This window comes from Mycobacterium sp. P2_H7 (assembly GCF_056403275.1).
The window spans coordinates 66,780-90,997 of the sequence record NZ_JBFUFU010000017.1; the positions used below are offsets into that span (position 1 = coordinate 66,780).

At 66.9% G+C, this 24,218-nt stretch carries 24 protein-coding genes; 13 read left to right on the forward strand and 11 right to left on the reverse strand.

The window, feature by feature from the left end:
• Window positions 1-121 precede the first annotated feature (121 nt).
• From AC1DY7_RS24080 to AC1DY7_RS24105, 6 genes are read left to right on the forward strand one after another with little or no spacing between them, the layout of a single operon-like run.
• Complete coding sequence (locus AC1DY7_RS24080) at window positions 122-784, forward strand: TetR/AcrR family transcriptional regulator (protein WP_477496251.1); 663 nt, start codon at window positions 122-124, stop codon at window positions 782-784.
• The gene (locus AC1DY7_RS24085) at window positions 781-1,674 is read left to right on the forward strand and encodes an ABC transporter ATP-binding protein (RefSeq protein ID WP_477496252.1); all 894 of its coding nucleotides are present in this window, start codon (window positions 781-783) and stop codon (window positions 1,672-1,674) included. Before AC1DY7_RS24080 ends, AC1DY7_RS24085 begins: the two co-directional genes overlap by 4 nt.
• Entirely contained in the window at window positions 1,671-3,293 is a 1,623-nt protein-coding gene (locus AC1DY7_RS24090; RefSeq protein ID WP_477496253.1) for an ABC transporter permease, read from the forward strand. The genes AC1DY7_RS24085 and AC1DY7_RS24090 overlap by 4 nt, the downstream gene beginning before the upstream one ends.
• A complete protein-coding gene (locus tag AC1DY7_RS24095; protein ID WP_477496254.1) occupies window positions 3,290-3,964 on the forward strand; it encodes a methyltransferase family protein in 675 nt (224 codons plus the stop codon). The genes AC1DY7_RS24090 and AC1DY7_RS24095 overlap by 4 nt, the downstream gene beginning before the upstream one ends.
• 26 nt (window positions 3,965-3,990) lie before the next feature.
• Window positions 3,991-4,179 (forward strand): hypothetical protein, encoded by a 189-nt coding sequence (locus AC1DY7_RS24100; protein WP_477496255.1) that lies wholly within the window; start codon window positions 3,991-3,993, stop codon window positions 4,177-4,179.
• A gap of 19 nt (window positions 4,180-4,198) precedes the next feature.
• Complete coding sequence (locus AC1DY7_RS24105; RefSeq protein ID WP_477496256.1) at window positions 4,199-4,795, forward strand: DUF4126 domain-containing protein; 597 nt, start codon at window positions 4,199-4,201, stop codon at window positions 4,793-4,795.
• On the opposite strand, the gene glgC is transcribed toward AC1DY7_RS24105, so the two are convergent.
• Window positions 4,792-6,006: a glucose-1-phosphate adenylyltransferase gene (glgC, locus tag AC1DY7_RS24110; protein ID WP_477496257.1), complete on the reverse strand. Its 1,215-nt coding sequence runs from the start codon at window positions 6,004-6,006 to the stop codon at window positions 4,792-4,794. The genes AC1DY7_RS24105 and glgC overlap by 4 nt on opposite strands.
• A gap of 142 nt (window positions 6,007-6,148) precedes the next feature.
• On the opposite strand from glgC, the gene glgA reads away from it, so the two are divergent.
• Window positions 6,149-7,312 carry a glycogen synthase gene (gene glgA, locus AC1DY7_RS24115; RefSeq protein WP_477496258.1) on the forward strand — a complete coding sequence of 388 codons (1,164 nt, stop codon included), beginning with the start codon at window positions 6,149-6,151 and terminating at the stop codon, window positions 7,310-7,312.
• Window positions 7,313-7,346: 34 nt separating this feature from the next.
• On the opposite strand, the gene AC1DY7_RS24120 is transcribed toward glgA, so the two are convergent.
• The 7 genes from AC1DY7_RS24120 to AC1DY7_RS24150 all read right to left on the reverse strand — a co-directional run bounded on the left by AC1DY7_RS24120 (window position 7,347) and on the right by AC1DY7_RS24150 (window position 12,836).
• Window positions 7,347-7,514 (reverse strand): DUF3117 domain-containing protein, encoded by a 168-nt coding sequence (locus tag AC1DY7_RS24120; protein WP_003406247.1) that lies wholly within the window; start codon window positions 7,512-7,514, stop codon window positions 7,347-7,349.
• 153 nt (window positions 7,515-7,667) lie between these two features.
• Window positions 7,668-8,252 (reverse strand): DNA-3-methyladenine glycosylase I, encoded by a 585-nt coding sequence (locus tag AC1DY7_RS24125; protein WP_477496259.1) that lies wholly within the window; start codon window positions 8,250-8,252, stop codon window positions 7,668-7,670.
• Window positions 8,249-8,602, reverse strand: coding sequence for a DivIVA domain-containing protein (locus AC1DY7_RS24130; RefSeq protein WP_477496260.1), 354 nt, complete (start codon window positions 8,600-8,602; stop codon window positions 8,249-8,251). Before AC1DY7_RS24130 ends, AC1DY7_RS24125 begins: the two co-directional genes overlap by 4 nt.
• Before the next feature lie 31 nt (window positions 8,603-8,633).
• A complete protein-coding gene (locus AC1DY7_RS24135) occupies window positions 8,634-9,575 on the reverse strand; it encodes a glucosyl-3-phosphoglycerate synthase (RefSeq protein ID WP_477496261.1) in 942 nt (313 codons plus the stop codon).
• Window positions 9,572-10,402 (reverse strand): dihydropteroate synthase, encoded by an 831-nt coding sequence (gene folP, locus AC1DY7_RS24140; protein WP_477496402.1) that lies wholly within the window; start codon window positions 10,400-10,402, stop codon window positions 9,572-9,574. Before folP ends, AC1DY7_RS24135 begins: the two co-directional genes overlap by 4 nt.
• Window positions 10,403-10,512: 110 nt before the next feature.
• Complete coding sequence (gene fadD6, locus AC1DY7_RS24145; protein ID WP_477496262.1) at window positions 10,513-12,261, reverse strand: long-chain-acyl-CoA synthetase FadD6; 1,749 nt, start codon at window positions 12,259-12,261, stop codon at window positions 10,513-10,515.
• An 11-nt stretch (window positions 12,262-12,272) separates the two neighbouring features.
• The gene (locus AC1DY7_RS24150; protein ID WP_477496263.1) at window positions 12,273-12,836 is read right to left on the reverse strand and encodes an LOG family protein; all 564 of its coding nucleotides are present in this window, start codon (window positions 12,834-12,836) and stop codon (window positions 12,273-12,275) included.
• 47 nt (window positions 12,837-12,883) lie between these two features.
• Between AC1DY7_RS24150 and AC1DY7_RS24155 the strand changes: the two genes are divergently transcribed.
• The 5 genes from AC1DY7_RS24155 to AC1DY7_RS24175 all read left to right on the forward strand — a co-directional run bounded on the left by AC1DY7_RS24155 (window position 12,884) and on the right by AC1DY7_RS24175 (window position 19,242).
• Window positions 12,884-14,044, forward strand: coding sequence for a hypothetical protein (locus AC1DY7_RS24155; protein WP_477496264.1), 1,161 nt, complete (start codon window positions 12,884-12,886; stop codon window positions 14,042-14,044).
• A gap of 27 nt (window positions 14,045-14,071) precedes the next feature.
• The gene (locus tag AC1DY7_RS24160; protein ID WP_477496265.1) at window positions 14,072-14,788 is read left to right on the forward strand and encodes a type VII secretion target; all 717 of its coding nucleotides are present in this window, start codon (window positions 14,072-14,074) and stop codon (window positions 14,786-14,788) included.
• Between the two features lie 259 nt (window positions 14,789-15,047).
• On the forward strand, window positions 15,048-15,797 hold the full coding sequence (locus AC1DY7_RS24165; RefSeq protein ID WP_477496266.1) for a hypothetical protein: 750 nt from the start codon (window positions 15,048-15,050) through the stop codon (window positions 15,795-15,797).
• Window positions 15,794-16,918 (forward strand): Vmc-like lipoprotein signal peptide domain-containing protein, encoded by a 1,125-nt coding sequence (locus AC1DY7_RS24170; protein ID WP_477496267.1) that lies wholly within the window; start codon window positions 15,794-15,796, stop codon window positions 16,916-16,918. The genes AC1DY7_RS24165 and AC1DY7_RS24170 overlap by 4 nt, the downstream gene beginning before the upstream one ends.
• Before the next feature lie 1,163 nt (window positions 16,919-18,081).
• On the forward strand, window positions 18,082-19,242 hold the full coding sequence (locus AC1DY7_RS24175; protein WP_477496268.1) for a secretion protein EccK: 1,161 nt from the start codon (window positions 18,082-18,084) through the stop codon (window positions 19,240-19,242).
• On the opposite strand, the gene AC1DY7_RS24180 is transcribed toward AC1DY7_RS24175, so the two are convergent.
• Together AC1DY7_RS24180 and dapE are read right to left on the reverse strand one after the other, a co-directional pair.
• Window positions 19,226-20,773 carry an ABC-F family ATP-binding cassette domain-containing protein gene (locus AC1DY7_RS24180; protein WP_477496269.1) on the reverse strand — a complete coding sequence of 516 codons (1,548 nt, stop codon included), beginning with the start codon at window positions 20,771-20,773 and terminating at the stop codon, window positions 19,226-19,228. The genes AC1DY7_RS24175 and AC1DY7_RS24180 overlap by 17 nt on opposite strands.
• Window positions 20,774-20,854: 81 nt before the next feature.
• A complete protein-coding gene (gene dapE, locus AC1DY7_RS24185) occupies window positions 20,855-21,922 on the reverse strand; it encodes a succinyl-diaminopimelate desuccinylase (RefSeq protein WP_477496270.1) in 1,068 nt (355 codons plus the stop codon).
• 34 nt (window positions 21,923-21,956) lie between these two features.
• Between dapE and dapD the strand changes: the two genes are divergently transcribed.
• Window positions 21,957-22,901 carry a 2,3,4,5-tetrahydropyridine-2,6-dicarboxylate N-succinyltransferase gene (gene dapD, locus AC1DY7_RS24190; protein WP_477496271.1) on the forward strand — a complete coding sequence of 315 codons (945 nt, stop codon included), beginning with the start codon at window positions 21,957-21,959 and terminating at the stop codon, window positions 22,899-22,901.
• Window positions 22,902-22,970: 69 nt separating this feature from the next.
• Here the strand turns inward: dapD and AC1DY7_RS24195 are convergent, their stop codons facing one another.
• Window positions 22,971-24,212 (reverse strand): glycoside hydrolase family 27 protein, encoded by a 1,242-nt coding sequence (locus AC1DY7_RS24195; RefSeq protein WP_477496272.1) that lies wholly within the window; start codon window positions 24,210-24,212, stop codon window positions 22,971-22,973.
• Window positions 24,213-24,218: the final 6 nt, after the last annotated feature.

A 24,218-nucleotide genomic window follows, 5' to 3' on the forward strand; every position in this document is an offset into this window, starting at 1 on the left:
CGGTTCGATCGTGAGATCTGCGTAGTCGACTCGACGCTGAGCCTTCCCAGGAGTACCTCCCGACGGCGCATCCCAAACTCACCCTTGACGGAGCACTAAACAAGCGTTTAGCGTACTGAACATGCGTTCAGTCGATGATCTGACCGCCGCCGCACGAATCCGCGACGCCGCGATCGAACAGTTCGGCCAGCACGGCTTCGGCACCAGCGTGCGGGCCATCGCCACTGCCGCGGGCGTGAGCCCCGGTCTGGTGATCCACCACTTCGGTTCCAAAGACAAGCTGCGCCAGGCCTGTGACGACTTCATCGCCGAATCCATCCTGGAAGCCAAGACGGAGTCCATCCAGAGCACCGATCCGGCCAGTTGGTTCGCCCAGATGGCCGAGATCGAGGCCTACGCACCCGCGATGGCCTACCTGGTGCGGTCCATGCAGACAGGCGGCGAACTGTCGAACAAGTTGTGGCGCAGGATGCTCGACAACGTCGAGCAGTACATGGAGGAGGGCGTTCGGGCCGGCACCGTCAAGCCGAGCCGAAACCCCAAGGCGCGCGCCAGATTCCTGGCCATGGCCGGCGGCGGAGCCTTCCTGATGTACGTGCAGCTGCACGAGAATCCGACCGACGTCAAGGCCGTGCTGCACGACTACGCCCAGGAGATGGTGCTGCCGGCCCTGGAGGTCTACACCCAGGGGTTGCTCGCCGACTCCACCATGTACGACGCGTTCGTCGCGCAAGACGAACAAGGACTGCCGATCGTCACCTCATCGGAAGGAAAACCATCATGACGCAGAACGCCATCGAAATCCGCGGCCTGGTCAAAAGTTTCGGCTCTGCCCGCGCCCTGGACGGACTCGAACTCACCGTCGCCGCCGGCGAGGTGCACGGGTTCCTCGGCCCGAACGGCGCCGGCAAATCCACCACCATCCGCACGCTGCTCGGGCTGGTCCGCGCCGATGCCGGCACGGTGCGCCTGCTCGGCGGCGACCCGTGGGCCGACGCCGTCGCCCTACACCGCGACATCGCCTACGTGCCAGGCGATGTCACGCTGTGGCCGTCGCTGACCGGCGGCGAGACCATCGACCTACTGGCCCGGATGCGCGGCGACATCGACGCCGGGCGGCGCGCCGAACTGATCGAACGCTTCGCACTGGACCCCACGAAGAAGGCCCGCACCTACTCGAAGGGCAACCGGCAGAAGGTCTCGCTGATCTCCGCCTTCGCATCGCATGCCCGGCTGCTGCTGCTCGACGAACCGAGTAGTGGGTTGGACCCATTGATGGAGAACATCTTTCAGCAGTGCGTGCGGGAGGCCAACGACCGCGGCACGACGGTCCTGCTGTCCAGCCACATCCTCGCCGAAACCGAGGCGCTGTGCGACCGGCTGACCATCATCCGCGCCGGCCGCACCGTCGAGACCGGCACACTGGACTCGATGCGGCACCTGTCGCGCACCTCGATCACCGCCGAGATGATCGGCAATCCGGGCGATCTCAGCCTCATCCCCGGCGTCGAGGACATCAGCCTCGACGGCGCCACCCTGCGCGCGCAGGTCGACAGCGAGAGCCTCGGCCGGGTGATCAAGGTGCTCGGCGACGCCGGGGTGCGCAGCCTGGTCAGCCAGCCGCCCACGCTGGAGGACTTGTTCCTGCAGCACTACGACGTGGTGCACTCATGACCACGACACTGGACCGTCGGCCCGTCCGGTCGTCGAACTTCACCGGAACTGTTGGGCTGCTACGCCTTTACCTGCGCCGCGACCGGATCGTGCTACCGCTGTGGGTGCTGCTGCTGTCGGTCCCGGTGGCCACGGTCTACGTCGGCAGCACCGAGGCCGTCTACCCCACCGCCGCCGACCGCGCCTCGTTCGCGGCCACCATCATGGCCAGCCCCGCGCAACGCGCCCTCTATGGCAACATCTACAACGAGTCCATCGGTGCGGTGGGTGTGTGGAAGGCCGGGATGTTCCACCTGCTGATCGCGGTGGCCGTCATCCTGACCGTCATCCGGCACACCCGCGGCGACGAGGAAACCGGGCGCACCGAACTGCTCGACTCCACGGCCATCGGCCGGTACGCCGCCCTCACCGCGGCACTGGTCCTCACCGGTTCGGCCGCCGTGCTCACCGGTGTCCTGACCACCGCCGGCCTGCTGACCCTCGACATCCCGCCGGCCGGGTCGATCGCCTTCGGCATGGCATTGGCCGCCTCGGGGATGGTGTTCACCACTGTCGCGGCGGTGACCGCGCAGTTGTCCTCGAGCGCCCGGTTCGCCCGTGGCGCAGCCTTTTCCGTACTCGGCGCGGCATTCACGCTGCGCGCCGTGGGTGATGCGTCCGGCACCGAGGGCGGCCCGTTGAGTTGGCTCTCCCCGCTGGGCTGGTCGCTTCAGGTCCGCCCGTTCGCCGGTGACCGGTGGTGGATATTGCTGCTGCACGTGGCGGTCATCGTCGTACTGACCGCGCTGGCCTACCGACTGCTGGCACGCCGCGATGTCGGTGCCGGCCTGTTCGCCGAACGTCCGGGACCGCCCGCAGCCGGGGCAGGCCTGAGCGGTCCGATGGGCTTGGCGCTGCGTCTGGACCGCGGCGCGCTGCTGCTGTGGACCGTCGGACTGTGTCTCTACGGCCTGCTGATCGGCAGTGTGGTGCACGGTATCGCCGACGAGGTGGGCAACAGCGAAGTGGCCCGCGATGTCGTCGTACGACTCGGCGGCAGCACCGCCATGGAGGAGGCGTTCGTGGCGGTGGCGTTCAGCATGCTCGCGATGATCACCTCAGCGTTCGCCATCTCGCTGACGCTGCGCTTGCACCAGGAGGAATCCGGCCAACACGCCGAAGCGGTGCTGGCCGGCGCCGTGAGCCGAACCCGTTGGCTTGCCAGCCATCTCGTGCCGGCCGTCGTCGGGTCGGCCGGCGCCCTGCTGATCGCCGGTGTGGTGGCCGGGGTGACCTACGGTGCCGCCGCCGGCGATGTGGGTGGCAAGCTCGGGGTCGTGCTGGCCGCCGCGGCGGTGCAGCTACCCGCGGTGTGGCTTCTCGTGGCCGTGACCGTCGCATTGTTCGGTCTGGCACCGCGTTTCGCGCCGCTGGCGTGGGGGGTGCTGATCGGATTCATCGCGCTGTTCCTGTTGGGCTCGCTGTCGGGGTTCCCGCAGTTGCTGCTGGATCTGGAACCGTTCGCCCACATTCCGCGGCCCGGCGCGTTCACCGCGACACCGCTGGCATGGCTGTTGGTGATCGACGCGGCGCTGATCGCGCTGGGGCTCATCGCCTTCCGTCGCCGGGACGTCCGATGAAACTCATGGCACAGGCGGTCGTCTCCGCATTCTTCGGGCTGGTGTTCTTCGGTGTGCTGTTGTTCCTGCCCGCGGGCACGCTGAACTATTGGCAGGCGTGGGTTTTCATCGCTGTGTTCATGGCCACCACCCTGGTGCCCAACGTCTACCTCGCGGTGAAGAACCCGGCCACCCTGGCCCGCCGGATGAAGGGCGGGCCGACCGCCGAGACGCGGCCGCTGCAGAAGATCATCATCACGGCGACGTTCGCCTCCGTCGTGGTGCTGACCGTGGTGAGCGCACTGGATCACCGCTTCGGGTGGTCCCATGTGCCCACGGCGATGATCATCGTGGGCAACGTCATGGTGGTGGTCGGGTTGGTGCTGGCTCAGGCGGTGGTGCTGCAGAACAACTTCGCCGGCGCCAGCATCCGCGTCGAGGACGAGCAACCGCTGGTCTCCACGGGCCTCTACGGAGTGGTGCGTCATCCCATGTACGCGGGGGCACTGATCATGATGTTCGGCACCCCGTTGGCGCTGGACTCGTACTGGGGTCTGCTCGTCACCGCGCTGGCCGTGCCGATCCTGGTGCTGCGCATCCTGGACGAGGAGTCGTTGTTGCGCACCGAACTGGCCGGCTACGCCGACTACATCCGCGCGGTGCCCTACCGCGTGGTGCCCTACGTCTGGTGAGCGCCGCGCCGACTTAGGATCAGGGGATGCCCAGCCCACACGCGATGCCCTGTCCCGGTGCCGGCAAGGCCTGGACGGTGGACAGAGACGGGAAGCCGGTGTGCCCGCGCTGCCGCCGCGCGCTGAGCACCGTCGCGGGCAAGGGCCGCACCGTGCGCGATACCCCGAAAGTCCCGCCACACGATCGGCCGCGTAGCGACAACCACAAGCAGTGACGCACCGCATACTGACCATGTGGAGTTGCTGACCGGATTCGGGCTGGCCACCGCCGCGGGGCTGAACGCCTACATCCCCCTGCTGGCGCTGGGGCTGCTGTCCCGGTTCACCGACCTGGTGAGCCTGCCGTCGGGCTGGGCCTGGCTGGAGAACGGCTGGGTGCTCGCCATCGTCGCGGTGCTGCTGGTCGTCGAGGTGATCGCCGACAAGGTGCCCGCCCTGGACTCCGTCAACGACACCATCCAGACCTTCGTCCGGCCCACCGCGGGCGGCATCGTGTTCGGCTCGGGCACCGCAGCGCAGACGGCAGCGGTGACAGACCCGGGCGCCTTCGCCAGTTCGGGCCAGTGGGTGGCGGTGGCGATCGGGGTGGTCACCGCATTGGTGGTGTCCCTGACCAAATCGGCGGTGCGCCCCGTCGCGAACATCGGCACCGCCGGGATGGCCGCGCCGGTGCTCAGTACCGCCGAGGATGTCGTCAGCGTCGGGTTGGTGTTCAGCGCCATCTTGGTGCCCGCACTGGTCCTGGTGGCACTGGTGGTGCTGGTCGTGGTGATCTTCCAGGTATGGCGGTGGCAACGCCGGCGCAGGGCCGCCAAGGCCATCGACGTCTAGATCCAGACGCCCTTACCGACGGCGACGACTCCACCGGAGCTGATCGAGAACCGTTCGCGGTCCTTGTCCAGGTCCACCCCGACCATCTCGCCGGGCCCGACGACGACGTTCTTGTCCAGGATCGCCTTGCGCACCACAGCGCCGCGGCCGATCCGCACACCGGGCATCAGCACGCTGCCCTCGACGATGGCACCGTCGTCGATGGCGACGTTGGAGGACAGCACCGAATTGCGCACGGAGGCCGCGGAAATGATGCTGCCCGCGCCGACGACGGATTCCTGGGCGGATCCGCCGTTGACGAACTTGGCCGGCGCCAGGTTCTCCGAGCCGCCGCGGATGGGCCAGCGCTTGTTGTAGAGGTTGAAGATCGGGTGCACCGACACGAGGTCCATGTGGGCGTCGTAGAACGCGTCGAGCGTGCCGACGTCCCGCCAGTAGCCGTGGTCGCGTTCGGTGGCGCCGGGCACTTCGTTGTCGTTGAAGTCGTAGACCGCGGCCATGCCGTCGGACACCAGGCGCGGGATGATGTCGCCGCCCATGTCGTGGTCGGAGTGGTCGTCCTCGGCGTCGGCGCGGATGGCGTCGATGAGCACCTTGGTGGTGAAGATGTAGTTGCCCATCGAGACGAACGTCTGCTCCGGGTCGTCGGGGGTGCCCGGCGGGTCGGCCGGCTTCTCCACCCAGCCTCGGATCCGGCCGGATTCGTCGGCGTCGATACAGCCGAAGGCCGACGCCTCGGCGCGGGGAACCCGGATGCCGGCGACGGTGGCGCCCGCACCGCTTTCGATGTGGAACCGCAGCATCTGCTCGGGGTCCATCCGATAGATGTGGTCGGCACCGAACACGACGACGTAGTCGGGGTCCTCGTCGTAGATGAGATTCAGCGACTGCAGGATCGCGTCACCGGAGCCGGTGTACCAGCGCGGGCCCAGCCGCTGCTGGGCGGGCACGGGGGTGATGTATTCACCGGCCAGACCCGACAACCGCCAGTTCTGCGAGATGTGTCGGTCGAGTGAATGCGATTTGTATTGCGTGAGAACGCAAATCCGCAGGAAGCGTGCATTGACCAGGTTGGAGAGCACGAAATCGATGAGCCGGTAGGAACCGCCGAAGGGCACCGCGGGTTTGGCACGGTCGGCTGTCAACGGATAGAGCCGTTTCCCTTCTCCGCCGGCCAGGACGATGCCCAGCACGTGTGGCGCTTCCCTCATGCCTGCCAACCTATCGGCGATACCGCAGCAGAGCCAGTCAATCGCCCCTATTGGCGCATGTCGGTCAAGACATTTCGCTCACGCGCACAAAAGGTTGACCGCAACGGTGCGCCGCGCACCGCCGCCCACTACCGTGCACACCATGCGGGTGGCGATGATGACGCGGGAGTATCCACCTGAGGTGTACGGCGGTGCCGGCGTACACGTCACCGAACTCGTCACCCAACTCAGAGCGCTGTGCGAGGTCGACGTGCACTGCATGGGTGCGCCGCGCGACACCGCCATCGTCGCGCAACCCGACCCGGCGCTCGCGACGGCCAACGCCGCGCTGTCCACGCTGTCGGCCGACCTGGTGATGGTCAACAATGCCGCGGACGCCACCGTCGTGCATTCGCACACCTGGTATACCGGGATGGCCGGGCACCTGGCGGCACAGTTGTACGGCATCCCGCACGTGCTGACGGCGCACTCACTGGAACCGCTGCGACCGTGGAAGGCCGAGCAACTCGGCGGTGGCTACCGGGTTTCGTCCTGGGTGGAGAAGACGGCGGTCGAGGCCGCCGACGCGGTGATCGCGGTCAGCTCCGGAATGCGCAACGACGTGCTGGCCACCTATCCGGCGCTCGATCCCGACAAGGTGCATGTGGTGCGCAACGGCATCGACACCACGGTCTGGTACCCGGCGCCGCCGGTCGCCGACGACTCGGTGCTGGCCGAGCTGGGCGTCGACCTGGCCAAGCCGATCGTCGCGTTCGTCGGGCGCATCACCCGGCAGAAGGGCGTCGCACACTTGGTCGCAGCGGCCCACAAGTTCGACCTGAACGTGCAGCTGGTGCTGTGCGCAGGAGCGCCGGACACCCCCGAGATCGCCGCGGAGATCGGTGCCGCCGTTGCGGAACTGGCGCGCAGCCGGACCGGCGTGTTCTGGGTGCGCGAGATGCTGCCCATCGGCAAGATCCGCGAAATTCTGTCCGCGGCATCAGTTTTCGTATGCCCCTCGGTGTACGAACCGCTGGGCATCGTCAACCTCGAGGCGATGGCGTGCGGGACGGCGGTGGTGGCGTCCGATGTCGGCGGTATCCCCGAGGTGGTCGCCGACCACAAAACGGGCCTGCTGGTGCATTACGACGCGAAGGACACCGCGTTCTTCGAGCAGCGACTCGCCGATGCCGTCAACTCACTGGTGGCCGAGCCAGAGCGTGCGCGCAGCTACGGCGTGGCCGGGCGCGAGCGCTGTATCGAGGAGTTCTCGTGGGCGCACATCGCCGAGCAGACCCTGGAGATCTACCGCAAGGTACAGCGCTGAACCCTGAGGGTCAGCGCTGTTGCCTGGGTGGGGTCTAGCTGGTAACGCCTTTGAGTTCGTCGCCCAGTGCGGCGGCCTCATCCGGGGTGAGCTCGACGACCAGTCGACCCCCACCCTCCAGTGGTACTCGCATCACGATGCCGCGCCCCTCTTTGGTCGCTTCCAGTGGACCGTCACCGGTCCGGGGCTTCATCGCCGCCATCGTGTGCTCCCTCCGCGTGAGCCGGCCCGCATGGGCGAACCCGTTCATGGCCGGCGTCGCCGGCTCGAGATTGGTACTGAACTAGCCCTATTGTTCCCTATCCAAGCGCTTAGGTGTGCAAAGACCCGGCGATGGCACCGGACCGTGATCGGTTCAGGTGGCTGTCGGCACCCAACACGAGGCGATGTGGTCGTCCACCATGCCGGTCGCCTGCATCAGTGCGTAGGCCGTCGTCGGCCCGACAAATCGGAACCCGCGGCGCTTGAGTTCCTTGGCCATTGCCGTGGACTCGGGCGTGACGGCCGGTACCGAGGCCATGTCGGCGGGACGCGTGCGCAACTCCGGCGCAAACGACCACAACAGTTCGGTCAACTCGACATCGAGGTCGGCGACGGCCCGCGCGTTGGCGATGGTGGCCTCGATCTTGGCGCGGTTGCGCACGATGCCCTCGTCGGTCAGCAGGCGCTCCACGTCGCGTTCCGTGAAGCGGGCCACCTTCGCCACGTCGAACTTCTTGAACGCCCGACGGAAGTTGTCGCGCTTACGCAGGATGACCAACCAGGACAGCCCACTTTGGAAGGCCTCCAAGCTGACCCGCTCGAAGAGCGCGGCCGAATCACGTACCGGCTGCCCCCATTCGGTGTCGTGATACGCGCGGTAGAGGACGGAATCCGGCTTGGAATCCGTTGGCGCCCAGCCACACCGGATCAGGCTGTCCTCGGTCGGGAGTGCGCTCACGCTTCTTCGGCGCGGGCATGCGCCGCCTCATGCTCTGCGGGTTCCGGATCCTCGGCAATGCCGTACGCCGCGCGCACGGCCGCCAACTCACCGCGAACCAGATCCAGCTCGGCGCCCAACCGGTCGAGCACCCAGTCGACCTCACTGGTCTTGTAGCCGCGGAAGGTCTGTGTCAGCTTCACCGAGTCGACGTCGGCACCGGTCACTCCGGAAGCCGGCAGCACCGTCGCGGTGGTGCCGCGCGGAAGCGGCGGAAGTGACTCCCCGCGACCGAACAACACACTGCCCACGGCAAACAGGACGACGCCGACCAGAACGAGCACGACCAGGTAGAGCAGGATCAGGGTCACGCTTCGATTTTGCCCTACCCCACCGACAGGGTCAGGGGCGCAGCGTGTTCATCGGCGGCCGGTCCGCCAGGCTGACCGACGAGGTGCGGGCGGTGTAGTCGTCGCCGTCGGCGAAGAACTGGGTCAACCCGACCCCGGAGTCCGGGATGCCGCAGCGCGACAACAGGGTGGCGATCACCTGCCGGCTCATGGCGGCCAGCTCGGTCAGCGGACGGTTGCGATGGGTGCGCACCCCGAGGTTGACCTGTGCGATCGCATCCAGACCCAGCTTGTCGTAGGTGTCGATCAGCAGGCCGATCTCCACCCCGTACCCGGGCGCGAACGGCACCGAGGTGAGCAGTTCGCGGGTGCCGGCGTACTCGCCACCCAACGGTTGCAGCAGGCACGTCAGCTCCGGGCGCAGCGCGGCCAGCAGCGGCCGGGCGACCAGCTCGGTGACGCGGCCGCCGCCGTTGGCGTCCTCGGCCCCGCTGACCTTCAGGGGGCGCCGGTAGAAACCCTTGACCAGGTGCACCCCGTCGGCGGTGAGCAGCGGGCCCAGCAGTTTGGGCACGAACATCGGGTCGGGATCTATCAGGTCCGAGTCGACGAACGCGATGATGTCGCCGGTGGCGGCAGCCAGCGAGCGCCACAGCACCTCACCCTTGCCGGGGTTCGGTTCGAGCTCCGGGAGCGCGGTCTCGCGGCTGATCACGCGGGCGCCGGCCGCGACGGCCCGGATCTCGGTGTCATCGGTGGACCCGGAGTCCAGCACGATCAGCTCGTCGACCAGCCCGCCCAGCAGCGGTGCGATGGTTTCCACCACCGAGCCGACGGTGTCCTCCTCGTTCAGTGCCGGAAGCACCACCGATATCGTGCGGCCGGCTTTGGCGGCTTCCAGTTCAGCGATCGTCCACATGGGTCGACTCCAGCTGTGATCGGTGAGCCACTGATGGCCGGTGATTCCGGTGGCCAGGTCAGGTGTGAGTGTCATGCGAGTCCCCTCACGGTCCGCGTCGGTGGACGCTCCCCTTGGATCGACGCGACCATTTCCAGTACGCGCCGAGTGGGTCCCACCTCATGTACCCGGAACATTGCCGCACCGTCGGCGGCCGCCAGGGCGGTCGCCGCCAGTGTGCCTTCCAAGCGTTCGGTGAGGCCCACACCCAGAGTCTCCCCGACAAAATCCTTGTTACTGAGGGCCATCAGGACCGGCCATCCCGTATTTACAAGATCTTTTACATGGCGCAACAAACTAAGGCCGTGGTAAGTGTTTTTCCCGAAATCGTGAGTCGGATCGATCAAGATCGCGTCTTTGCCGACGCCGACCGCCACCGCGTGTTCGGCGGCCGCGGTGACCTCGGCGATCACGGCGTCCACGACTCCGTGTTCGGTGATCCCGTAGTTCACTCGGAACGGGCGGGTTCGCGGGACGGCGCCGCCGGTGTGTGAGCACACCAGGCCCGCCCCGAATTCCGCGGCCACCTCCGGCAGGCCCGGGTCGGCCCCGGCCCAGGTGTCGTTGATCAGGTCGGCACCGGCCGCACAGGCCTGCTTGGCCACGCCGGCCCGCCAGGTGTCGACACTGATCAGCTGATCCGGATACGCGTCGCGCAGCCATTCGATGAACGGGACGACGCGGGCGATCTCCTCGTCGGCGTCGACGGTGCTGCCGGGGCCCGCTTTCACCCCGCCCACGTCGATGACGTCGGCGCCGTCGGCGATGACGCGGTGCGCCGCGTCTTTGGCGGCCTGGTCGTCGAAGGTGGCGCCGCGGTCATAGAAGGAGTCCGGGGTGCGGTTGACGATGGCCATGATCATGGCCCGGTCGGCGGCGACCGGTCGGCCCAGGAACAATTTCTCGTCGCCCCGCTCGCCCCGCCACGTCGACTGCACGTGCTCCAGGCTAGCGTCGCGCGATTTCGGCGCGCTTACCCGCGGTCAGCGCGGGTAAGCGAGGGGACGTAGCCTTCGTCGCGACCGGCCAGCACGAAGATCGGGTCCTCGATGTCGGATCCGTAGCCTTGCTTGCGCAGCTCGACCTTCTGACTCTTGAACGTCGAGGTGTGGGCGAGTTCTTTGACCACGCGCACGAACAGCGGCACGGCGTAGCCGGGCAGGCTCGCGTAGGCGGCCTTGGCCAGGGCGGCGCCGTCGAACTCGATGCCCTCTTTCATCTGCACGGCCACCATGCCGGCGCGACCGCCGCAGCCGGGCACCTCGACGCCGAAGACCGTCGCCTCCTCGATCTGCTTGTCGGCGGAGATCGCGGCTTCCACCTGCGTGGTGGCGACATTCTCGCCCTTCCAGCGGAAGGTGTCGCCGAGCCGGTCGGCGAACGCGGCGTGGCCGAAGCCCTGCGAGCGCATCAGGTCGCCGGTGTTGAACCAGACGTCGCCGTCTTTGAAGGCATTGCGCACCAGCTTCTTCTCGCTGGCCGATTTGTCGGTGTAGCCGTCGAAGGGCTGGAAGCTGGACACCTTGCTCAGCAGCAGTCCGGGCTGGCCGCGCTTGACCTTGCGCAGCTTGCCATTGGAGCCGCGGGCCGGTTCGCCGGTGTCCAGGTCGTACTCGACGAACGCGACGGGGCTGGGGCAGATGCCGGTCGTCTTGTCCAGGTTGAAGACGTTGAGGAAGGCGGTGTTGCCCTCGCTGGCGGCATAGAACTCGCAGACCCGCGGGATGTTGAAGCGCTTGGTGAACTCGTCCCAGATGGCGGGACGTAGCCCGTTGCCCCCGATGACGCGGATCTTGTGCTGACGATCGGTCGGCTTGGGGGGCTGGTTGAGCAGATAGCCGCAGATCTCGCCGATGTAGACGAACGACGTGGCCTCGTAGCGGATGACGTCGTCCCAGAACCTCGATGCCGAGAACGACTTGCCCAAGGCGAGCGCGGCGCCGGCGTTGATCGCCGATCCGGTGGCCACCGTCAGCGCGTTGTTGTGGTAGAGCGGCAGGCAGCAGTACAGGGTGTCGCTGCTGTTCAGGCGCAGTCCGAGGCCGCCGAACCCGGCCAGGGCACGCAGCCAGCGGTAGTGGGTCATGACGCTGGCCTTGGGCAGGCCCGTGGTGCCCGAGGTGAAGATGTAGAACGCCTTGTCCTTGGCCAGCACGGCGGACGTGATCGCCGGGTTGGTGGTCGGCGCGGTCAGCGACAGCTGGCGCAGATCGTCGAGGGTCAGCAGTCCGTCGGGCTCGGCACCGCTCTCACCGATCGGCTCGATCAGGTCGTTCTCTGCGATGACGGCTTTCGCCTTGAGCAGGCCGAAGCTGTGCGCCAGCACGTCGCCGCGCTGGTGGTAATTGAGCATGCCGGCGACGGCACCGCACTTGACGGTGGCCAGCATCAGCAGCACGGCATCGGGCGAGTTGCGCAGCATGATGCCGACGACGTCGCCGTGTCCCACACCCTTGGCGGCCAGCACCGCGGCGTACCGGTTGACGGTCTCGTTGGCCTGCCGATAGGTCAGCCGCTGGTCCTCGAACTTGAGGAACACCTTGTCCGCGTGCTGCGCGGCCCGGTCTTGGAAGACCTTGCCGATCGAGGTCTTCGCCGTCGGCCGCGCACCGAACCCGGTGACCAGCCCACGCACGATGGCGGGCGCGTCGGCCAGAACCCCTGGCAGTTGGGTGGCGATGTCAAGAAGTCCGACGCTGGCGCGGGATGTGTCGTCACTCATAAGCGTCAACCCTAGTGAGGGATCTCACCGGGGGCACATGCGGCCATCGCCTCGTCGACGTTGTTAACCACCACCAAGCGATCCAGGGCGGTGTCGCCGACATAGCCGGTGTCGACGAGCGTGCGCAACCAGGTGAGCAGGCCGTCGTAATGCCCGAACGGGTCCAGCATGACGATGGGCTTGTCGTGCATGCCGAGGTAGCCAGCGGTCCAGGCCTCGAAGAATTCTTCGAGTGTGCCGATGCCGCCGGGCAGGGCGATGAACGCGTCGGCGCGGTCTTCCATGACTTGTTTGCGCTCCCGCATGGTGTCGGTGACGATCAGCTCGTCGGCCTCGACGTCGGCGAGTTCACGGTGCACCAGCGCTTTGGGGATGACGCCGATGGTGCGGCCGCTGTGCTGGCGTGCGCCGTCGGCGACAGCGCCCATTGCCGAGACATTGCCGCCGCCGGAGACGAGCGTCCAGCCGCGGTCGGCGATGGCATGGCCCACGTCGGTGGCGAGCTTGAGCAGTTCAGGGTGCTTAGGGCCGGAGGCGCAGTACACGCACACCGCCCAGGAAGGGGTTTCGGCCACGGTGGAAAACGTAACCGACGGCCGCAGGCCCGCCATACACTGCGGCGGTGGCTGAGTCGTTGTCGTCGCTGTTGGCGCGGGCCCAGGATCTGGCGTGGCAGGGCCGCGGACGCGATGCCGACGAGGTGCTCGCCGCGGTGGACCCCGCCACCCTGGATGAAGCCGACCTGATGGCGTGGGCATTGCCGCGCGCGGCGAACCAATTCTGGATGCTCGACGAACCCGAGCGGGCGACGGCGTTCCTGCGGGCGCTGCGCGGCCGGGTCTCCTCCGACGCCACGGTGGACGCCTTATTGGGCACGTTCGCGATGAACGCCGGCGACCTGCAGCGGGCGCGGGAGTTGTCGGATTCGGTGCTGACTTCAGCCGAGGCCACTGATCAGGCGGTCGGCTGGGCGGCGTCGGCGGCGGCGCTGGCACATGCCCGGATGGGCGAGTTCGAGCCGGTCGATTCGTTGGCGTCGCGTGCCGTGGCGGCCGGGCACCCGGGATTGTTGCGCTACACCTCCGGTTACGGGCAGGTGCTGGCGGCGGTGTTCGGCGGCGATCTGGAGCAGGCCGAGGCGGTGGCCCGGGAGCTGACGGTCGATGACGGGCCCGGGCATTCGATCGGGCATCTGTTGATCGCCGAGGTGCTGACATTCCGCGGCGATTTGGACGACGCGGTCGGTCTGTTGCGTTCGGCCGCAGACAGTTTGGCACCCACCGGCTATTCGTGGACGCCGCTGGCGTGGATGTTGTTGGCCCAGACGCTCGGCCAGCAGGGGTCGACGGTGGCCGCGGCAAAGGCCTTGGGGCGAGCCGAATCCCGGCACGGTTTGAAGTCGATGCTGTTCGCACCGGAGCTTGCGCTGGCGCGGGCATGGACCTGCTGGGCGCGTAAGGATTCCATCGGGGCGGTCGGAGCGGCCCGGGAGGCCTTCCGCGCGGCCGAGCGCGGTGGGCAGTCGGCCGTGGCGTTGCGTGCGGTACACGACGGGGTGCGACTGGGCGATGTCCGGGCTGCGGCCTGTCTTGACGGTCTGCCGGTGCAGGGTGTCTTCGCGCGCGTGACGGCCTCGCATGCGCGCGCATTGGCCGCGCGCGACGCGCTCGGACTGGCGGCGGTGTCCGAAGAGTGGTCGGGCCTCGGATTCGGCGCGGCAGCGGCCGACGCCGCGCGCCAGGTCGAGGAATTGCTGCCCGATAGCGGTGAAGCGCACCAATAGGATTGGCTTCGAATCGAATGGGGGCCGATGACTACCGATCCGCTCGACGTACAGACCGAGGGGTTGCGGGCCTTCTCGCGCACGCATTCCGATGTCGCGACCGGGCTGTCGGGCCTCGTCGGTGAGGACGGGGCCGCCGTGGACACCACTCACGGCCCCATCGCCTCATCGGTCAGCTCCGCACTTTCAGGCGTGCTGAGCAGCCGACGGGACTCCCTCGGGGCGACGTCGACGATCGCCAGCACCATCTCGGACCTGTTGCGGAAGGCCGCCGACGCCTATGCCCGCGGTGACGAGCAGGACGCGCAGCGGTTCACCGCCGGGGCGGAGGCGTTGGAGGGCAAGGACTCCCCCGGTCGGGGCGCGTCTGGTTCGGCGGGTGGTGACATGGCCGGCCAGATGGGCCAGATTCTTGGCCAGGTCGGTCAGCAGGTCGGCCAGATGGCGCAGTCGATCGCCCAGCCGTTGCAGGGCCTAACCCAAGGCTTGCAGCAGATTCCGCAGCAGATCATGCAGGGTGTGCAGCAGGCCTCCCAAGCCCGCGTAGGCGAGCTTCCTGATGCCGCGGACGAGAAGAAGGACCGTCACTCCGACGCGAAGCCGAGGGAAGATCGCGAGAAGAAACGGGACGAGCCCTCCGAGGACGGAGCCGAGGCCGGCTCGGTGGCGCCGTCCGAGCGGGCGCCGGTGGAAGCGCCCGCGCCGAAGCAGCGTCCTGCGGCTACCCGTCCGCAGGCGGATTGAGCCGTTCCAATGCTGTTCTGGCAGAGCAGATGAGCTTGATCGCGTGCCGCTCACCTTCTAGGTCTCGCCCGACGCGCGATCGCAGCAAACAGATGAGGACGCGGTGGAGCCACCGTTGAGCTGCAAAGACGCTGGAATGTTGTGCAGTGAAGCCTCTCCGGGGTTGGGTACTGTCTTAGCTGAGGTATGCGGAGGGGAATATCGATGCTGGTTGAGGCCGTAGCGGGGGCTCCGGTGACGTCCGACGAAGTGGACGGTCATGGCGCCTGAGAATTTGAAGGTCGACACGGATGCGCTGAAGCAGGCCGGCGCGAACTTCCTCGCTGCATCAGATGCGATTCCCGAGGCGCCTGCGGCCTACACACCCGCGGGAACTGACCCGTTGTCGGCGCGGATTGCGGAGCTGGCTCCTCAATTCCTCGCGCCGATCGCATCTGGGCTACCCGCGCTCAAGGCGGCGACTTCACAGTTCGCCAAGAACATTTCCGCCGTGGCCGACCGGTATGCGGCAACCGATGCCCAGTTGCACAGCAAGCTGTCCGCTCAGGTCGGTGGCGGTGGCGCAGGCGGGGGCGGTACCGCGTCCGGCGTGGCTGGCGCTGTGGGCGGGTCGAGGGCCGGTGCGGCTGGTGCGGCTGGTGCCGCGTCTCAAGGCGCCGGCCAGCTCGGGCAGATAATGCAAATGCCCATGCAGATGGCGAGCCAAGCCGCTCAGATCCCGCAACAGGTGATGGGCATGGCTGGCCAGTTGCCGCAGACGGCGATGCAAGGGGTGCAGCAGATCGCCGAGCAGATCAGCCAGGTGGCGGGGAAAGCCGGTGGCGCCGAGAAGCCTGAAGACAAGCCAGAGGAAGAGAAGGACCGCGAGGGTAAGCACCGCCGCGAAGATTCTCCCGACGCGGCCGAGCCGGTGGCCAGTGCTGCGCCGGGAACCACGCCGTCCGAACGAGCGCCAGAAGATCCCCACCGTCATGCTTCGCCGCGGCCATCATCGGAGAGTGTGTTGTGACGCAGCCTCCCAACGGTCCCAGCTCTAGCGGTTGGCCACCCGGCTACCCCGGCGGACAGCCTGGCCCACAATGGAATCCACAGCAGGGGTGGCCGCAGACTCCCTCACCCGCGCCCAAGCGCGGCATTGCGAAATGGATCATCGGCGCGGTGGCGCTGATCGCCGTCATCGCAGTGACGGCTGTCGTCGCGGTGTCGTGCACGAAAAGTAGTGGCGGATCCGAAAAGCCAACCGCCGCAACCACTACGAGTGGAGCACCCACGTCGGATTTTGCGAGCGCGAACGATACGGGGCCGGTGTCGGTGATTACCGAGGATCCGTCGTGTGCACCGTGGATGCCGATTCTTAATACGCTCGCCGCCGTCGAATCGAATGGGTGGAAAGAACGCGATCCGACTTTGCCTGCTTCTGTATGGGGACCAGATGTCCGCACTCAGCACATGGCGGTCGCCGATGCCATGCGTAGCGCGGCCGAGCAAACAACTCCTCTAGCCAAGCTGACTACTCACCGCGTAATGCGCGAGCTCTATGAGCAGTTCATCGCCTACGCGGGCGCGTATGCAGACCGAGTGCCGATTTATACCCCGCCAGACAATCAATTGGCACTCACCGCAGTCGGCGCTGCCGAGGTTCTTAGCCATGTCTGCCAATCGATTACATACGGATCGGCAGCAGCTCGGGCACCGCTGATTCAGCCTGCAGAACCTCCGACAGCAGTTTCTCCGCCCAGCAATCTGGACAATCCGGTGCGATTCCTGCAATCCCCAAACGCGGTATGCCCGGACCTCAAGCGGGCGGTCGACGCGTTCAACGCCACACCCGAAGTGGCCGCATGGAAGGGAACTGACGCGAACATTCCAGCCAGCGACTGGACACCAGAACTCCAAGCAACCGCGACGGCTCTCAAGCCCGTAATGCTGAGCTGGGCTGACGAGTTGGACAAGATCGGACGCAAGAGTTCAAACAGCACGCTAGAGGACTTCACGACGCTCGCCTCCCAATACCAGCGCGCATACGTGCAAAGCCTTCCGACGTTTGCTCGGCCTGACGAAAATCTCTACGACACATCGCGACTGACGGCGCCGATGATAGTTAGTGCCTGCGCCGCCGCTGGCGCTTAGACATGGGAATCAATAGGCCCACCGGTCCGTACACGGGTCGCCTCCTCGACCCTAACGGCTGGCCAACTACCAGTGAGGACGACCTCTACAACAGTGGAACGGAATGCACTCGCACACTTCAAGAACTGACCATCGGAGCCGCCGAGCCGTGGGTCCGCGAGTATGGGGAAACCTTCAATGGAGAAGTCTGGACGGGCAGCGGAGCGAGCGCAGCGGACGCCAGATCAAAATGGTGTTCTGATCAGTTCGTCAAACAGCAAGATCATCTCGTTTCTGCCGCCACTTGGTACAACCACGTCGCAGGGATGGTTGTCTTGGCGAAGAGCACAATTACCAACAACGTCCACGAGGCACAGCGCTTAATCCACGAAATTGAGACCTCACAAGATTCTAGTGCCGACGCAGACAAGCGAAAGGCTGCAATCGACAACGTCATCAATGTGTTTCACACCTTGAACGAAGTAACCGTCGCGAGTACAGCTGCCCAAGCTCCAGCACCCGGCAAATGGCAGCCTCCAACCGATGCCCTCCAGCAGCTTTTGGGGCAAAAGCTACCACCGAAATCGCCTGTACCAGCTCCGCCGTCCTTCTTGACCTCGAATGCGCCTCAACCACCTCACGGGCTGCCTACGCCACGTGGAAATGCCGACGCCCCATTGGGAAACGTCGGCGCACCGAACCCTGCTCCAGCACCGACCGAACCCGCAACGTCTCCTCAGCTCCAAGAATCGCCGCGGGGCGACTTAAGTTCCGACCCAGGCAATTCGAAAGGCAGCCCACCTTCACCTCCTCCCGCCGCCCAACAAGAGCCTCCCGCACATTTACGAGGGGATGCTGCACCTTCGCCTGGCAACTCACTCTCGCAGTCTGCCCCGCCACGCGCGACGGGGGGCATTCCTTCTGGACCTGCCAATGGCCCATCTCCTGCGGCCGGCCCCGGCCCAGTCAGCCAACCCGGCCCCAATCTGGCGGGCGGCGGCACCCCCGGCGGTCCCAGCGGCACACCGGCCTCGCCCATGTCCGGGCCCGGCACCACGGGCAGCCCTGGCGGACCCACCTCCCCGCAGACCGGCCAAGGCGCCCAAGGCCCACAAACCCCGCAGGGCACACAAGCTGCCAAACCTGAAACCGCAGCCGGCGCAGCAGGTCCCAAGCCGACAGGGATGCAGGCACCAGTCCAGCCGCCGTCTGCTCCGCTGAGCAACGCGACACCCGCGACACCATTCACCGCGCCGGCCGCACCGATCGACCAGTCCGCCGCGAGCGCTCCGAGCGCCCCGTCGGCACCGCATCCCGCGGCAGCAACCGGCGGTGGGATCGCACCGTCGCCCGCTCCCCCGCCATCGGCCACACCGGCACCGCCACCGATGCCACTCGGCGCACCAGCCACGCCTCCCCCGGCCGCGCCCGTGGTGCCGGCCGCGGGGCCTCCCGTCCTGCCTGCGGCCACGAACAACGCCCAGCCCGGAGCCGCTGCCGCCGCACCGATTCCGGTGTCCACAGCACGCGCTGAGCGTGACCTGATGGCGTCGTCGGCAGCGGCCGGCGCATTGAAGCGCAAGATGGGCGGCAACGATCCGCTGAGCGTGGCGCGCCGTATCGCCGCGGCACTGAACGCGCCGGATATGTCGCGACTCAACGACATCGGCTTCTTCTGGCTGGTCGGGCTCACCGCTGACGACACGATCGTCGTCGCCAACAGCTACGGCATCGCCTACATCCCCGATGGCGTGAACCTGCCCGAGCAAGTGAAGATGGTCAGCGCCGACGCGTCCATCCCGCCTACCGAGCGGGGCCAATGGGCCACCTATCCCGTTGCGGCCCTGACCGCATGGGCACAAGCACACGAGAAAACGCTACGTGCGGTCATCGGCACCACGACCCACCTCGAAGGCATCGACCCAGGCGCACACAAAGTGCTCCTCGAAGACGACGACATCCCGCCGAGCGGAAAGATGACCGGCCGCACCCGGCTTGAGATCAGCTTCCCCGACGCCGCGACCAAACTCGCCGGCGTCAAAGACCCCGACCTCATCGCCCAACTCCCACCCGCACAAGCGGACAACGCGCCCCCTGCCAACGAGACCTTCACGCTGTGGTTCGACGTGATGAAGCCGCTGATGAGCATCGCCACCGGGCGCGAAGTCGCCCACCTCAACGCTTTTGTGCTGTACGCCGCGCACGCCGCCGACCTCGCGCTCTACCGCGCCCACAACGCCGTCGAGACAGCCGACCAACGCGCCGCGATCGCCGACTGGCTCTACTGGCTACACCAGTACGACCTGCTCATCGAAGCCAACGCGGACGTCACGGCGAAGGCGTAAGCACACCCCGATCCAGGACCAGCCTCCGCTGCACCCCGATGTTGTCGAGGAACCGCTCGTCATGACTGACAACGACGAAAGCACCCCGATACGCGTTGAGCGCGGACTCCAACTGTCCGATGCTGACCAGGTCGAGGTTGTTCGTCGGTTCGTCCAGCAGTAGCAACTGCGGCGCCGGTTCGGCGAACAGCACGCACGCCAGCGTCGCCCGCAACCGTTCACCGCCGGACAGCGCACTGACCAGAAGGTCCACCATGTCACCGCGAAACAGGAACTGCGCCAACAGATGCCGCCTTCGAGTCACCGACAGGCCTGGGGCAAAGGACATCAACGATTCCCACACCGTCGACTCCGGGTCCAGCAGATCCAGTCGCTGCGACAGGTAGGCCACCGGAACCTGCGCACCCGCGACCACGAGCTGAAGCAGAGTGGACTTGCCGGATCCATTCGGCCCGGTCAGCGCAATCCGTTCGGGACCGCGGACATCCAGATCCACGTCGTCGAAAGCGATCGACCGTAACCCGGACGCGGAGAACAGCACCCGCCCCGCCGGCACTTCGGTAAGCGGCAGGTCCAGGGCCAGCACCTCGTCATCCCGCAGCGCCCGCTCAGCCTCATCGAGGCGCGTCCGCGCATCGCCGACGCGGCGAGAGTGCACGTCATCAGACCGGGCTGCCGACTCTTGCGCATCGCGTTTGAGTTTTCCCGCAATGATTTTCGGCAGGCCGGCGTCCTTGACGTTGCGCGCCGCGTTCGACGCCCGCCGGTCGGCCCGCTCGCGCGCCTCCTGCATCTGACGCTTCTCCCGCTTGAGCTGTTGCTCGGCATTGCGGACATTACCTTCGGCCACGCGTTGCGCCGCCTGCACCGCCTCCTCATACGCGGTGAACCCGCCGCCGAACATCGACACCTCACCGGCGCGCAACTCCGCGATGGCATCCATCCGGTCCAACAGTTCGCGGTCATGGCTGACCACCACCAGCGTGCCACCGAAACCGTCCAACGCAGAGTAGAGCCGTAGCCGCGCAGCGGAATCCAGATTGTTTGTTGGTTCGTCGAGCAGCAGCACGTCCGGACGCTTCAACAACTGAGCAGTGAGCCCCAGCGACACCACCTGCCCACCCGAGAGCGTCCGCAGCGGACGATCCAACTCGATGTCGCCCAACTGTGCACGCAGTCGCTCCTCGATATCCCACTCGTCACCGATCGCGGCGAACACGGCCTCACTCGCGTCTCCGGCCGCCAGCGCATCCAGCGCCGCCAGAATCGCAGTCACACCAAGAACATCGGCCACTGTGTGGTCGGCGAGGAACGGCAGCTCCTGCGGCAGATAGCCGACGACGCCGTCGACCGACACGCTGCCCGATACAGGCGACAAGACACCCGCGATCAGCCGGAGCAGCGTGCTCTTACCGGCACCGTTGGGGGCGACCAGACCCGTGCGGCCCGCCCCGACTGTGAAGGACAGGTCGGTGAACACCGGAGTGTCGTCAGGCCAGGCGAACGAAAGATGAGAACAGACGATAGACATGCGGGAACTCCAAAGATGACGGCAGACAGGGCAACCTGGGTGTCATCGGTTCACAGCACGAAATTCACAGTACCGGTTCGGTCAAGCGGTTAAATATGCCCGCAGCGTGTCGGTGGTGGCAGTGATGGCCGTGACATCGACGTGCTCGTCGACCTTGTGCGCCAGATTCGGGTCGCCCGGCCCGTAGTTGACCGCCGCGATCCCCAGTGCCGCGAACCGCGACACGTCGGTCCAGCCGTATTTGGCCCGGACCTGTCCCCCGGCGGCCGCCACCAGCGACGCCGCCGCGGGGTTGGCCAAGCCCGGCAACGCCCCGGCGGCCGCGTCGGTGACCTCCAATGTCACGTCCAGCCCGTCGAATACCTCACGCACGTGGTCGACGGCTTGCTCCACCGAGCGATCCGGCGCGAACCGGAAATTGACCGTGGCCGACGCCGCATCGGGAATCACGTTGCCCGCGACGCCACCGTCGATGCGCACCGCCGACAAACCCTCCCGATACACGCAGCCGTCGATGTCCACGTTGCGCGGCTGATAGCCCGACAACCGGTCGAGCACCGCGCCGAGCTTGTGAATAGCGTTGTCCCCCAACCAGGATCGAGCCGAATGCGCACGGGTTCCCTTGGCGCTGACAACGGCACGGATGGTGCCCTGGCAGCCGGCTTCGATGAATCCGCCGGAGGGCTCACCAAGAATCGCGACATCGGCGGTCAGCCAGTCGGGCAGCTCGCGTTCGATGCGGCCCAACCCGTTGGCGCTGGATTCGATCTCCTCGCAGTCGTACATGACGAGGGTGATGTCGTGGCTGGGCTCTGCGAGCGTCGCTGCCAAATGTAAGAACACCGCGTCGCCGGACTTCATGTCCGAGGTTCCGCAGCCGTACATCAGGCCGTCGACGACGCGGCTGGGCACGTTGTCGGCGGCGGGCACGGTATCGGTGTGACCGGCCAACAGCACCCGTGACGACCGACCCAGATGGGTGCGCGCCAGCACGGCGTCACCGTTCCTGACCACTTCGAACCACGGTGCCTGGGCGCGCAGCGCGGCCTCGATCTCGTCGGCGATGCGCTGTTCATGGCGCGACTCGCTGGGAATGTCCACCAGGGCGGCGGTCAGTGCGATCGGATCGGCGCGCAGGTCTAGCCCCATGACTCTGGAGGTTAGTCCAGTAACGTAGGCCGACGTGACTGCCGCATCTGGCGTCGGCCTGGCCACGATTGCCGCCGACGGAACCGTCCTGGACACCTGGTTTCCCGCTCCCGAGCTGACGGCCGACGGGCCGTCCGGCACAACCCGCCTGTCGGTGGCCGAGCTACCCGACACCTTCGCCGCCCTGACCGGCCCCGATGCCGATCGTGACGTCGAGGTGGTCGCGGTGCGCACCACCATCGCCGACCTGGACGACAAGCCGGCCGACACCTATGACGCCTACCTGCGGCTGCACCTGCTGTCGCATCGGCTCACCAAGCCGCACCAGGCCAACCTGGACGGCATCTTCGGTCTGTTGACCAACGTGGTGTGGACCAACTTCGGTCCCGCTGCCGTCGAGGGATTCGAACTGGTCCGCGCCAAGCTGCGCGGCCGCGGCGCCGTCACCGTCTACGGCGTGGACAAATTCCCGCGGATGGTCGACTACGTGCTGCCCAAGGGTGTCCGCGTCGCCGACGCCGACCGGGTCCGGCTCGGCGCACACCTGGCCGAAGGCACCACCGTCATGCACGAGGGTTTCGTGAACTTCAACGCCGGCACGCTCGGCACCTCCATGGTCGAGGGCCGCATTTCCGCGGGCGTCGTCGTGGGTGACGGCTCCGACGTCGGTGGTGGCGCGTCGATCATGGGCACGCTCTCCGGTGGCGGTAAGGAAGTCATCTCGGTGGGCAAGCGCTGCCTGCTGGGCGCGAACGCAGGCGTGGGCATCTCGCTGGGCGATGACTGCGTCGTCGAGGCTGGCTTGTACGTCACCGGCGGCACCAAGGTGACCGCCTCGGACGGCCAGACCGTCAAGGCCAAGGAGCTTTCCGGCGCCAACAACCTACTGTTCCGGCGGAACTCACTGTCCGGTGCGGTGGAAGTCGTCAAGCGCGACGGCACCGGCATCACCCTCAACGAGGCTTTGCACGCCAACTAGTGATGCGTCGGTTTCTGCGCCAGGATCGTTGACTGCGCGACATCGCGACCCAGGCGTAGAAATCGACGCTCAACAAGCACTGACCCGCAACAGCGCCACCCCATGCAGGGGAACCGCCGCCTCGACGGGCCCGGTCGTCGTGGAGTCGTTGTGCTGCCACAGGTCGCGCACGACGTGGCACGTTCCGTCCGGCAGGCCGATCGCACTCAGTGAGGTGCTCAGGCGCACAGTGTCGTCGGCCTGGTTGAACAACCCGACCGCCACCGATCCGTCGGCCATCGGCTTGACCAACACCCGCGGATCACCCGAAAGTGGATGAGCTTGCTTCACCAGCGGATCCTGGTCGACGGCGATCACCTCGCGGTTGGTGAGCACCGCGCGAGTCTGGTCGGACATGTCACGAATATCGTTGCCCGCCAACAGCGGCGCCGCCAGCAACGCCCACAGCGAGATATGTGTCTGCTGTTCCTCGGCGGTCAGGTCGGGGCGGGGCGAGCCCATCGACATGGTCGGATGCCCCACCACGAACTGGTGCCACCCGAGTCCGATCACCATCATGTCGGGATCGTTGATGTGTGACGGGCCACTGTGTGACGCTGCCGCCCCGGCTTCGGTGAACGCCTGGCTCACCCCGGCCAGTCCCTCGGCCCACAGTGCGGAATCACCCCATGCCGGCACCAGATCGACTGCGTTGCGGGTGATATCGGACGTGTGGGACCAGTCGTACTCCATGCCCGCACCTGGATCCCCCGAGCTGTTCGGGTTGATGCTGTAGATGATGTGTCGGCCAGTGGCGCGCAACGCGTCGCGCATCGCGGTGAAGTACTTGACCTGATCGTCGTGGCCGGCGGCCATCCGGCACCAGTCGTATTTCAGGTAGTCGACACCCCAGTCGGCGAACGTCTGAGCGTCGGCTTGCTCGTGGCCCGCGCCGCCGATCCGCGGATCCTGGCCGCAGCCCTGGTTGAACGGGCTGTGGTAGATGCCGAGCAGCATCCCCCGGTCGTGGGCATACCGTGCCAGTGCCGCGATCCCGTGCGGGAATCGGTCCGGGTCGGCCTGCAGATGGCCATCGCTGTCGCGGGTGGGAGCCGCCCAGCCGGCATCGAGGTTGACGTAGCGGTAGCCGGCGTCGCGCATCCCGGAGGACACCATCGCATCGACGATCTGGTGCACGCTCTGCTCGGTCAGTTCGATACCGGAGTTCCACGAGTTCCAGCCCATCGGCGGGGTCAGCGCCTGCGGCGGTGGGGCCGACGCGCATCCGGCGAGCAGCAGGACACACGCCGCCAGCCAAGCCAGTGCACGCATCCGGCC